The sequence below is a fragment of the Rugamonas sp. FW305-51 genome (genome assembly GCF_058786935.1).
In genome coordinates this window covers 170,974-182,447 of sequence record NZ_JBYSZG010000007.1, presented here as the reverse complement: position 1 = coordinate 182,447, position 11,474 = coordinate 170,974, and the positions used below count along the sequence as shown (strand labels likewise).

General features: G+C 63.6%; 8 protein-coding genes and 1 rRNA gene. 7 read left to right on the top strand and 2 right to left on the bottom strand.

The window, feature by feature from the left end; all coding sequences use genetic code 11:
- Nucleotides 1-216: 216 nt before the first annotated feature.
- The 3 genes from rrf (at nt 217) to AC3WOS_RS07905 (ending at nt 3,152) form a co-directional block, all read left to right on the top strand.
- Nucleotides 217-329 (top strand): 5S ribosomal RNA (gene rrf / locus AC3WOS_RS07915).
- A gap of 175 nt (nt 330-504) precedes the next feature.
- Entirely contained in the window at nt 505-1,914 is a 1,410-nt protein-coding gene (locus AC3WOS_RS07910) for a L,D-transpeptidase Cds6 family protein (protein ID WP_492715338.1), read from the top strand.
- 41 nt (nt 1,915-1,955) lie between these two features.
- The gene (locus AC3WOS_RS07905) at nt 1,956-3,152 is read left to right on the top strand and encodes a L,D-transpeptidase family protein (protein WP_492715337.1); all 1,197 of its coding nucleotides are present in this window, start codon (nt 1,956-1,958) and stop codon (nt 3,150-3,152) included.
- A gap of 58 nt (nt 3,153-3,210) precedes the next feature.
- Here the strand turns inward: AC3WOS_RS07905 and AC3WOS_RS07900 are convergent, their stop codons facing one another.
- Complete coding sequence (locus tag AC3WOS_RS07900; protein WP_492715336.1) at nt 3,211-3,684, bottom strand: acyloxyacyl hydrolase; 474 nt, start codon at nt 3,682-3,684, stop codon at nt 3,211-3,213.
- Between the two features lie 216 nt (nt 3,685-3,900).
- Between AC3WOS_RS07900 and AC3WOS_RS07895 the strand changes: the two genes are divergently transcribed.
- The gene (locus AC3WOS_RS07895; protein WP_492715335.1) at nt 3,901-4,791 is read left to right on the top strand and encodes an NAD(P)-dependent oxidoreductase; all 891 of its coding nucleotides are present in this window, start codon (nt 3,901-3,903) and stop codon (nt 4,789-4,791) included.
- A gap of 8 nt (nt 4,792-4,799) precedes the next feature.
- On the opposite strand, the gene AC3WOS_RS07890 is transcribed toward AC3WOS_RS07895, so the two are convergent.
- Nucleotides 4,800-5,996 carry a M20 aminoacylase family protein gene (locus AC3WOS_RS07890; RefSeq protein ID WP_492715334.1) on the bottom strand — a complete coding sequence of 399 codons (1,197 nt, stop codon included), beginning with the start codon at nt 5,994-5,996 and terminating at the stop codon, nt 4,800-4,802.
- 173 nt (nt 5,997-6,169) lie between these two features.
- Between AC3WOS_RS07890 and AC3WOS_RS07885 the strand changes: the two genes are divergently transcribed.
- The 3 genes from AC3WOS_RS07885 (at nt 6,170) to AC3WOS_RS07875 (ending at nt 11,363) form a co-directional block, all read left to right on the top strand.
- A complete protein-coding gene (locus AC3WOS_RS07885) occupies nt 6,170-8,248 on the top strand; it encodes a molybdopterin-containing oxidoreductase family protein (protein WP_492715333.1) in 2,079 nt (692 codons plus the stop codon).
- A 9-nt stretch (nt 8,249-8,257) separates the two neighbouring features.
- Nucleotides 8,258-9,385 carry an aminopeptidase gene (locus AC3WOS_RS07880; RefSeq protein WP_492715332.1) on the top strand — a complete coding sequence of 376 codons (1,128 nt, stop codon included), beginning with the start codon at nt 8,258-8,260 and terminating at the stop codon, nt 9,383-9,385.
- Nucleotides 9,386-9,671: 286 nt separating this feature from the next.
- Nucleotides 9,672-11,363, top strand: a complete 1,692-nt coding sequence (locus AC3WOS_RS07875) for a long-chain-fatty-acid--CoA ligase (RefSeq protein WP_492715331.1) — start codon at nt 9,672-9,674, stop codon at nt 11,361-11,363.
- The last annotated feature ends 111 nt before the right edge of the window (nt 11,364-11,474 follow it).

Sequence of the window (11,474 nt, the reverse complement as noted above, 5' to 3'; positions counted from 1 at the left end):
TAATGCATTAAGCTAACCAGTACTAATTGCCCGTACGGCTTGTCCCTATAACCTTAGCAGGTTGTAAGAATAAGAAGCACGTGTTCCTGTGTTGTTGAGACATGCTTCATTACCCATTCTTTACGACTGGTATAAACGGTGTATATCGTTTATACTGCTTCTTCCAGATTCAAGCTGTTGCTGCCCCGTTGGGAGCAATAAGCTGTACAAGTTATGCCTGATGACCATAGCAAGTTGGTCCCACCCCTTCCCATCCCGAACAGGACCGTGAAACAACTCTGCGCCGATGATAGTGCTGCAACCAGTGTGAAAGTAGGTTATCGTCAGGCTAGTTATATAAAAAACCCCTTCCGGTGATCCGGTTGGGGTTTTTTTTCGTCCGTACTGATGGATCGTCGCCGCTGTCGGGTATATGTTACTAAAACATGGTGTAAGTCCCCTTATTTTTGCCCCGTGGAAACATAAGGTGTACCATGTCCCCTTTCGCGCTAGCTCTCGACCTCAATGAAAATTAAGACCGTTCCAACTAGTTGCAACAACAAGGTTTCCGCCCCGAGCGTGCGTCGCACCATGGTCCGGTTGCTGGGGTATTCCGGTGTCATTGCATTGTTGTGGGCACAGCCGTCGCGGGCTGATGAGGTGGCGGACGTGAGCAAATTGCTCCGTACCGGGAAGGTGGCCGAAGCGCTCGTCAAGACCAACGAATTCCTGGCCAAACACCCGGCCGATCCGCAGATGCGGTTCATGAAGGGGGTGTTGCTGACCGAGCAGAACAAGTCGGACGAGGCCATTGCCGTCTTCACCAAGCTGACCGAAGACTACCGCGACTTGCCGGAACCCTATAACAACCTGGCCGTCCTGTACGCGGCCAACGGCCAGTATGACAAGGCGCGCGTGGCGCTGGAAAAAGCCATCCGTACCAATCCCAGCTACATGACGGCCTACGAAAACCTGGGCGACGTCTATGGCAAGATGGCCAGCCAGGCATATGACAAGGCCTTGGCCCTCGGCGCGACGACCGCGCCGGCCAAGTCCAAGCTGACCTTGCTGCGTACGTTCTCCAGCAGCACGGGCGCGAAAGTGACTGTGCCGGAAACCCCGGTGGCCCAAGCGGCACCAGCGCCGGTCCATCCGCCAGCCAGTGCACCGGTACAGTTGATCACGCCGTTGTCGCCGAATGCGGCCAAGGCCTTGCCGCCACAGCGGATTCCTGCCCTGTCGGTGACGCCGCCGGCCGTCGCCGCCAAACCGGCACCCGCACCAGCACCGGTATTGGCCAAGGTTGAACCGCCCAAACCGGCGCCTGTGCCGGCACCGGTATTGGCCAAGGTTGAACCAGCCAAGCCGGCACCGGTTGCGGTCGCTGCACCTGTGCCGGCCAAAACTGCCGCGCCCATTGTGCTGGCGAAGGTTGAACCTGCCAAGCCGGCGGCCGTACCGGTTCCCGTGAAGGTGGAGCCCGCCAAGCCGGCGCCGGCGCCCGTGAAAGCGGAACCGCCCAAGCCGGCCCCTGCGCCAGTGTTGGCGAAGGTGGAACCGGCCAAGCCGGCCGCCAAGGCCGAACCGGACAACAGCGATAACGACGCCGTGCTGAAACAGGTACATGGCTGGGCCAAGGCCTGGTCGGCACAGAACGTGGATGGCTACCTCGGCTATTACGCCAACGAGTTCGAGCCGCCCAAGGGCATGTCGCGCAAGGCCTGGGCCGACGAGCGCCGGGCACGTATCGCCGGCAAAGGCCGCATCCATGTGGAAATCACCACGCCGGAAGTCGACGTCCATGGCAATACGGCGAAAGTGACGTTTCGGCAGACGTATGAATCCGACCGATTGACGGCTCGTAGCCGGAAAACGCTCGTGCTGATCAAAAATGGTGGAAAATGGCAGATCAAGCAGGAGTCCTCGGGTAGCTGATGTCACACTTTAGATTTATGCAAGATTGGCGGACAAGTAGTGTGCTGTGCGTCCTCCTCATGAGCGTGTTGGGGGGAGGGACCAGCTATGCTGCAAAAAAGCCCCTCAAGGCGCCCCATGCGCCGCAAGCCCGGAAGGCCGACCCTGAAGAGCTGCTGGCCGACATCTACCGCGAACTGGCGCAGCACAATCTGCGGGCAGCGCAGGAAAAGGCCGACGCCCTGGTGGAAGCCTACCCGAATTTCCGTCTCGGCCACCTGCTGCGCGGCGACTTGTTGCTGATGCATACCCGCCCCGTTGCCATGCTGGGCGCTGCCGTGCCAGCCGGCGAGGAAGCCAAGCTGGCCGATTTGCGGCGCGAAGCGGCCGTGCGCTTCCAGGCCCAGCCCGGCCGTCCGTCCGCCGCCCTCGTACCGCGCGCGCTGCTGCAAATGCGCAAGGACCAGCGCCATGCCCTGATCGTGGACGCCAAGCACTCCCGTCTCTACCTGTACGAAAACCGCAACGACCAGTTACACCTGCTGTCGGACTTTTACGTCAGCCAGGGCAAACTGGGCATCAACAAATCGCGCGAAGGCGACTTGCGCACGCCGATCGGTGTGTACTACATCGTCGGCCGCCTGCCCGGCGTGAAGCTGCCCGACATGTATGGCAAGGGCGCGCTGCCGCTCGATTACCCGAACGACTGGGACAAGCTGCATGGCCGCAGCGGTTCCGGCATCTGGGTCCACGGCACGCCGCCGGAAACGTTCAGCCGGCCGCCGCTGTCCACGGACGGATGCGTGGTGGTCAGCAACGACGACCTGTACAAGCTGACCCGCACGGTGGAAATCGGCAAGACCCCCGTACTGATCGGCGACCAGGTGGAATTCGTCAGCAAAACCGTCATGGAAAACGACCTCAAGCTGGCCAGCGGTCTGGTGGAGAGTTGGCGGCGCGACGTGGAGCGGCGCGACGATGCCGGCCTGCGTGCCCATTACTCGGCCCACTTCAAGTCATCCACCGACGAGGATGCCGGCACTTGGCTGGCCAAGCAGCAATTCCTGCCTGGCGCCAAGAAGGTCAGCGTCATCGTGAGCGATTCCAGCTACTTCCGCCAGCCTAGCAAGGAAGAAATCATCGTCAGCAACTTCACGCAGCAGACCGTGGTGGGCCGTTATCGCCACGCCGTGCGCAAGAAACAGTACTGGGCCAAGGAAGGCCAGGAATGGAAGATCGTGGCCGAGTCCAACGCATAGAAAAAAAGCGCTACAGATCATTCGACTGTAGCGCTTTTTTTATCAGCCGGCGGGCCGGTCAGAAGTGATAGGACGCCTTCAGTTCCACGAAGTTTACGCCCGTGTTGGGCTTGCGGTAGCCGCCATTGGAGAAGTGCTGGATCTTGGCGCCCACTTCCCATTTGTTGTCGAACACATAGCCGATGCCTATGTGGTCGCCGAACTGGAACAGGGTGGACAGGCGGTAGGTATTATTGTTGTACAGCTCGGACAGGCGGTGTACGCCGATGCCACCCTCATAATAGATGCCCCGCTTGTTGTCGTTCTCCCAGCGGAACACGGGCGTGAAGCCGATGTCGGTCAGGTTTTCATGGGCGCCCGGCACGTTCTGGTACTGCGTCTCGCGCCAATAGCCGAAGCTGGCGTCCCAGTAGCCGCTCAGGTGCGTGCCGTTCGACTGGAACCAGCGCGCACTCCAATCCTTCTGTACCCCCAGCCGTACCATACTGACCTTAGCGGAACTGCCATAGTCAACGGAAACGGAATCGATCACACTACCATCTGCTGCTTGTGCTGCATGCACTGCCAACAATGCGGCGGCCGCCGCAATCAACTTTTTAGCGAACATAGTATCCTTGCAATTAAAAAGCTGTATCTCTCTCATTTGGATACGGCTGACCTGATTGTACCGGGGTTCCAAAAAAATGTTTTAGCTTGAAAACTTTCTTAAATAGACTGCAAGATCCACCCTGACAGGAGTAAGTAACCTATGCGCATCACCTTCCTCGGTATTGGCTTGATGGGAGACCCGATGGTACGCCGCTTGTTAAATTCTGGCTATACCGTCAAGGCCTGGAACCGCACCCATGGCAAGGCGCAGGCATTGGTTGCGGCCGGCGCCCTGGCCGAGCCCCAGCTGGCAGATGCCGTGCGCGATGCCGACATCGTCATCTCCATGCTGGAAGCGGGGCCCACCGTGGCACTGGTGCTGGAAGCGGCCCTGCCGGCCCTGGCGCCAAACACCCTGTGGATAGACATGAGTTCGACGCGCCAGTCGGAAGCACAGCAGTTCCATGCCTTGCTGACCGCACAAGGCCGGCGTTTCATCGACGCGCCCGTGTCCGGCGGCGTGGGTGGGGCCCAGGCCGGCACGCTGGCCATCATGGCCGGCGGCAGCACGCAGGACTTTGCCCAGGCCGAACCGGTGCTGGCGGCGATGGGGCGGCCCACCCTGGTGGGGCCGGCCGGCAGCGGCCAGGTGTCCAAGCTGTGCAACCAGCTCATCGTCGGCGCCACGCTCAACATCGTGGCCGAGGCCCTGCTGCTGGCGCAGGCGGCCGGCGCCGATCCGGCCGCCGTGCGCGCTGCCATCCGCGGCGGTTTCGCCGAGAGCAAGATACTGGACGTGCATGGCCAGCGCATGCTGGAGCGGAATTTCGTGGCCGGCGGTCAGGTCAAGACCCAGATCAAGGACCAGCACAACATCCTGGCGGCGGCGGCGGCCGCGGGCGTGACCCTGCCCGTCACCGAGCTGGTGACGCAGCGTTACGAAACGATAGCGGAGGTGTATCCGCAGGCCGACCATTCGGCCGCCCTGCTGGCACTGGAGCGCATCAACCCGGGCCGGCGCGTGGGCACGGCGCCGGACCGGTTGGGCTGACCCTTAGCTTACTGTGCCAGGGGCAAGCTCATTTCCGCCATGCGGACCCAGAAGCTGGCCCCGATCGGCAGCAGGTCGTCGTTGAAGTCGTAGCTGGCGTTGTGCAGCACGCAGGGGCCCAGGCCGTGGCCGCCGTCGCGATGCCCGCCTTCGCCATTGCCGATGAAGACGTAGCAACCCGGCTTGGCTTGCAGGAAGAAAGCAAAGTCTTCCGCGCCCATGGTGGGCTCCACGTTGGGGTTGACGTTGTCGGCCCCGGCCACGTCCTTCATTACTTCCAGCGCAAATGCCGTTTCGCGCGCGTGGTTGACCAGGGGCGGGTAGTTGCGCTTGAAGTCGAAGTCCACCTCGGCGCCGAACGCGGCCGCCGTGTGGCGGGCGATCTCGCCCATGCGCGTTTCCAGCAAGTCCAGCACCGGCGTCGTAAACGTGCGCACCGTGCCCACCATCTTCGCTTCGTCCGGGATCACATTGGTGGCGCTGCCGGCATGGATCTGCGTGATCGACAGCACGGCCGTATCGAGCGGGCTCTTCTCGCGCGTGATGATGGTCTGCCAGCTCTGGGCGATCTGCACCGCCACCATCACCGGGTCGATGCCGTTGTGGGGCTGGGCCGCGTGGGCGCCCTTGCCCTTGATGGTGACGTGGAATTCATTGCTCGATGCCATCATCGGTCCGGCCGTCACGCTCAGCGTGCCGGTGGCGGCGCCGGGCCAGTTGTGCATGCCGTAGATGGCGTCCATCGGACACTTCTCGAACAGGCCGTCTTCGATCATGCTGCGCGCGCCGGCACCACCTTCTTCGGCCGGCTGGAAGATCAGGTAGACGGTGCCGTCGAAGTCGCGGTGGCGGGCCAGGTAGTGGGCCGCACCGAGCAACATGGTGACGTGGCCGTCGTGGCCGCAGGCGTGCATCTTGCCGGGGTGGCGCGAGGCGTGGGGAAAGGTGTTGATTTCCTGCATGGGCAACGCATCCATGTCGGCCCGCAGGCCTACCGCGCGCGGCGAGTTGCCGTTCTTGATGATGCCCACCACGCCCGTCCGGCCCAGGCCGCGCAGGATGGGGATGCCCCACTCCGTCAGCTTGGCGGCCACGATGTCGGAGGTGCGCTGCTCCTCGTAGCACAGCTCGGGATGGGCGTGCAGGTCGCGCCGGATCTGCTGCAATTCGGATTGAAACGCCATGATGGGCTCAACTAGTTTCATCTGTGTCTCCGTGTTGGGTTTCGCAGGCTGCCGGGGCCGCCTGTGAGAACAAGCATTGTAGCCCTTGTAACAGCGGGAAATCCAGCTTAGGCCCAGCGCGAGCCCAGCCGCCGATGCCCGGCGCCGGAATCGTTTACGATAGCGGTTTCAGTGTACGCTTTTTGGATCCCGCCATGACCATCACCCACGTCCGCGCCACCTGCCCGCATGACTGCCCCGACACCTGTGCCCTGCTGGTCACGGTGGAAGACGGGGTGGCCACCGAGGTCAAGGGCGATCCCGACCATCCCACCACGGCCGGCGTGCTATGCACCAAGGTGGCGCGCTACACGGAGCGCACCTACCATCCCGAGCGCCTGCTGCATCCGCTGCGCCGGGTGGGCAAGAAGGGCGAGGGCAAGTTCGAGCGCATCAGCTGGGACGAGGCGCTGGACACCATCGCCGGCCGTCTCAAGGCCATCGCCGCGCGCGCGCCGGAAGCCATCCTGCCCTACAGCTATTGTGGCACCATGGGCCTGCTGCAGGGCGAGTCCATGTCGGCCCGCTTCTTCCACCAGTTGGGCGCGTCGCTGCTGGACCGTACCATCTGCGCCTCGGCCGGCGTGACGGGGTACAAGTACACGGTGGGCGCTACCATCGGCACCGACCTGGAACAGTTCCAGAATGCCAAGCTGATCCTGATCTGGGGCGGCAATCCCATCGCCTCCAACCTGCACTTCTGGACCCGGGCCCAGGAAGCCAAGCGGCGCGGCGCCAGGCTGATCGCCATCGACCCCTACCGCTCGCTGACGGCGGAAAAGTGCCACCAGCACATCGCCCTGATGCCGGGGACGGACGCGGCCCTGGCGCTGGGCATGATGCACGTGCTGATCAAGGAAGACTTGCTGGACCATGACTACCTGGCCCGCCACACGCTCGGTTACGATCAACTCAGGCAGCGGGCGGCCGAATGGACGCCGGAACGCACGGCCGAGGTGTGCGGCATCACGGTGGCCGAGGTGGTGGAGCTGGCCCGGCTCTACGGCCAGACGGCCAAGGCGGGCGAGCCGGTGGCCATCCGTCTCAACTACGGCGTGCAGCGGGTGCGCGGCGGCGGCATGGCGGTGCGCAACATTGCCTGCCTGCCGGCCCTGGTGGGCGCCTGGCGCCATGCGGCCGGCGGCGTGCAACTGTCCTCGTCCGGTTCCTTCCCCACCAACAAGCCGGCCCTGCAGCGGCCCGACCTGCTGCCCAACGCACCGCGCACCATCAACATGACCACTATCGGCGACGATCTGCTGCGGCCCGCCTCGGCCGAGTTCGGTCCGCAGGTCGAGGCCGTGATCGTCTACAACGCCAATCCGGTGGCCATCGCACCGGACTCGTCCAAGGTGGCGGCCGGCTTCGCCCGCGAAGACCTGTTCACCGTTGTGCTCGAGCATTTCCAGACCGATACGGCGGACTATGCCGACATCGTGCTGCCCGCCACCACCCAGCTCGAGCACGTGGACACCCACACGGCCTACGGCCACCTGTACATGATGGCCAACAACGCGGCCATCGCCCCCATGGGCGAAGCCAAGCCCAACACGGAAATCTTCCGCCTGCTGGCGGCCCGCATGGGCTTCGACGATCCCTGCTTCCAGGAAAGCGACGACCAGCTGGCCGCCCAGGCTTTCCGCCGCGACGATGCGCGCGCCATCCATTTCGACTGGGAATCGCTCAAGCGCAAGGGCTGGCAAAAGCTGGCCATGCCGGACGCCCCGTTCGCCGACGGCGGCTTCCCCACGCCGTCGGGCAAGTGCGAGCTGTATTCGGCGGCAATGGCGGCCGACGGCCTCGACCCGTTGCCGTCCTACAACGCGCCCTACGAATCGCCGGCCAGCAATCCGGCGCTGGCGGCGCGCTATCCGCTGGCCATGATTTCGCCGCCGGCCCGCAATTTCCTCAATTCCACTTTCGTCAACGTGAAAAGCCTGCGGGCGGCCGAAGGCGAGCCCCATCTGGACATCCACCCGGACGACTGCGCCGCGCGCGGCATCGCCGACGGCGAGATGGTGCGTATCTACAACGACCGCGGCTTCTTCGTGGCCAAGGCGCGCATGACGGCCAAGGCCAGGCCGGGGCTGGTGGTGGGCCTGTCCGTCTGGTGGAAAAAGCTGGCCAGCGACGGCAAGAACGCCAACGAAGTGACCAGCCAGGCGCTCACCGACATGGGCCGTGCCCCCACGTTTTACGATACACTGGTACAAGTCGAAAGAGTTGCCGCGTGAAGGTATGCCATGCGCCAGTTTGTCAGCTTCGTGTTCCGTGCCAGGTATTGGCTGGCGGCGGGCGGGGTTGCGCTCATGCTGGCCGGTTGCGCCCAGTTCAAGTACTACATGCAGGCCGCCCAGGGCCAGTACGCGCTGTGGTCGGACGCCCGGCCCATTGAGGACTGGCTGGGCGACCCCAGCACCGACCCCGTGCTCAAGGCCAGGCTGGAAAAGGCCTTGCGCATACGGCGCTTTGCCGTCCACCACCTGGGCCTGCCCGACAACGCCAGCTACAAGAACTACGCGGCCCTGTCGCGGCCGTTCGTGCTGTGGAACGTGGTGGCCACGCCGGAATTGTCGCTGCGCCCCATCCAATGGTGTTTCCCCATCGCCGGCTGCGTCAGCTACCGCGGCTACTACAGCAAGGAAGATGCAATGGCCTATGCCGCCGAGCTGCGGGCCGAGGGCGACGACGTGCAGGTGGGCGGCGTGCCGGCCTATTCCACGCTGGGCTGGTTCAGCGATCCCTTGTTGTCGACCTTCATCAATTATTCCGACGCCGAGCTGGCCCGCATGATCTTCCACGAGCTGGCCCACCAGGTGGTCTATGTGGCAGGCGACAGCCAGTTCAACGAAGGCTTCGCCACCGCCGTGGAAGAGGCCGGTGTGCAACTGTGGCTGGATCTGTACGGCAACGACGCCATGCGCGAAGGCTATGCCCGCTACCACGCGCGGCGCGAGGAATTCCTGGCCCTGCTGGTGCGCCACCGCGCGGCGCTGGCCGCCAACTATGCGCGCCGGGCCAGTGCCCACCACAAGCGCGAGGAAAAAGCGCGCATCTTCGCCGCCCTCAAGGCCGATTACCTGAAACTCAAGGACAGCTGGGGCGGCTACGCCGGTTACGACCGCTGGTTCGCCGAGCCGCTCAACAACGCCCACCTGAGCGCCGTGGCCACCTACCAGGACGACTTGCCGGGATTCCGCGCCCTGCTGGCGCAGGAAAAGAGCTTCCCCCGGTTTTACGCGGCCGTGCAATCGCTGGCGGCGCTGGCGCTGGCCCAGCGCCAGCAGCGCCTGCAGTGGCTGGGACGCCCGCCCATGCTCAACGCCGACAATGCCGCCGCCCCCGTCCCGGCCGCCGGCACGGCGCAGTGATGCTGCGCCGCAGCAAGGGCGCGCCGGCTGCCGTCTGGCGGGATATTTTCACCGGCACACCCGCCGCCGCAGGTACAGGCACACCGGCAGGGAAAATCGTACGCAAAATCGTACGCTTAGAAGGCTTGCTCCAAACGGCCTGAAACTGCTTGCGCACGAGCGTTCGTTTATATAGCATCGGGTCAAGTACTTTCACGGCGCTCGCGCGCCGGGGGAGCGCCTGACCCTGCTTCCCGGCCCTGTGCGCCGGTTCCTACAACGATAAAATCGAGACAAGAGGCACAGGATGGAGAAAATCTGGTTGAAGTCGTATCCCCCTGGTGTGCCGGCCGATATTGATCCTAATCAATATCGTTCTCTGGTGCAACTGTTGGAAGAATCGTTTCACAAGTACGCAGACCGTAACGCTTATGTCTGCATGGATCGTTTCCTCACCTTCGCCGAACTCGACGCCAGCTCCAGGCGTATGGGCGCGTGGCTGCAAAGCCGGGGCATGAAGCCGGGCGCGCGCGTGGCCGTGATGCTGCCCAACGTGCTGCAATATCCGATCGCCGTGGCCGCCATCCTGCGCGCCGGCTATACCGTGGTCAACGTCAATCCCCTGTACACCCCGCGCGAACTGGAACACCAGCTCAACGATTCGGGCAGCGAAGCCATCATCGTGCTGGAAAACTTCGCCAGCACGCTGGAACAGGTGCTGGGCAAGACGGCCGTCAAGCATATCGTGGTGGCCAACATGGGCGAGATGCTGGGCGGCGTGAAAGGCATGCTGGTCAATTTCGTGGTGCGCAGCGTCAAGAAGATGGTGCCGCCGTTCTCGCTGCCCAACGCCATGCGCTTCAAACAGGCGCTGTCGCTGGGCGGCCGCATGAAGCTGACCCCGGTCGAGCTCAAACCGTCCGACGTGGCCTTCCTGCAATACACGGGCGGCACCACGGGCGTGTCCAAGGGCGCCACGCTGACCCACCGCAACCTGGTGGCCAACGTGCTGCAGATCGAAGCGTGGTCGGCGCCGGCCATCGGCCAGTCACAGGAAGCGCTGACTGTCGTGTGCGCCTTGCCGCTGTACCACATCTTCGCGCTGACGGCCTGCGCCCTGTGGGGCGCGCGGGTCGGTGCCCTCAACCTGCTGATCCCCAATCCGCGCGACATTCCCGGCTTTATCAAGGAATTGCGCAAGTACCCGATCAACGTGCTGCCGGCCGTCAATACGCTGTATAACGCGCTGGTCAACCATCCCGATTTCGCCAGCCTCGACTTCTCCGCCCTCAAGGTCGCCAACGGCGGCGGCATGGCGGTGCAGCAAGCGGTCAACGACAAGTGGCTCAAGGCCACGGGCAAGTCCATCGTGGAAGCCTACGGCCTGTCGGAAACGTCGCCGCTGGCCACCAGCAATCCGGCCAACAGCACGGCATTCTCCGGCACCATCGGCCTGCCCGTGTCGTCCACCGAGGTGGCCATCCTGGACGACGACGGCCAGCCCGTACCGCTGGGCCAGCCGGGCGAGATCGCCATCCGCGGCCCGCAGGTGATGAGCGGCTACTGGAACCGGCCGGACGAGACGGCCAAGGTGATGACGGCCGACGGCTACTTCAAGTCGGGCGACGTGGGCATCATGGACGAGCGCGGCTACGTGAAGATCGTCGACCGCAAGAAGGACATGATCCTGGTGTCGGGCTTCAACGTGTATCCGAACGAACTGGAAGGCGTGATCGCGGCCCACCCGGGCGTGCTCGAATGCGCCTGCATCGGCGTGCCCGACGAGCACTCGGGCGAGGCCGTCAAGGTGTACGTGGTGCGCAAGGATCCCAACCTGACCGTGGACGTGCTGATGGCATACTGCAAGGAACAATTTACCGGTTACAAGAAGCCGAAGTACATTGAATTCCGCACCGAACTGCCCAAGACCAACGTCGGCAAGATACTGCGGCGCGCCCTGCGCGATGAACCGCAAGCGAGCGTCAAGCAGGCGGCATAGCAACAACCCCTACCCGGCCGGCAAGCGTGGTGGCTTGCCGGCCTTACTGTTTTTAAACCATAGCAAACGACCCTGGCGCCGAGCTACGCGCGCCGTCAACCTGATAGTGAG

Bases quoted from the DNA above. Each gene is read 5' to 3' on its own strand.
- AC3WOS_RS07910 (WP_492715338.1), top strand. From the start codon at position 505: ATGAAAATTAAGACCGTTCCAACTAGTTGCAACAACAAGGTTTCCGCC.
- AC3WOS_RS07895 (WP_492715335.1), top strand. From the start codon at position 3,901: ATGCGCATCACCTTCCTCGGTATTGGCTTGATGGGAGACCCGATGGTA.
- AC3WOS_RS07890 (WP_492715334.1), bottom strand. From the start codon at position 5,996: ATGAAACTAGTTGAGCCCATCATGGCGTTTCAATCCGAATTGCAGCAG.
- AC3WOS_RS07885 (WP_492715333.1), top strand. From the start codon at position 6,170: ATGACCATCACCCACGTCCGCGCCACCTGCCCGCATGACTGCCCCGAC.
- AC3WOS_RS07880 (WP_492715332.1), top strand. From the start codon at position 8,258: ATGCGCCAGTTTGTCAGCTTCGTGTTCCGTGCCAGGTATTGGCTGGCG.
- AC3WOS_RS07875 (WP_492715331.1), top strand. From the start codon at position 9,672: ATGGAGAAAATCTGGTTGAAGTCGTATCCCCCTGGTGTGCCGGCCGAT.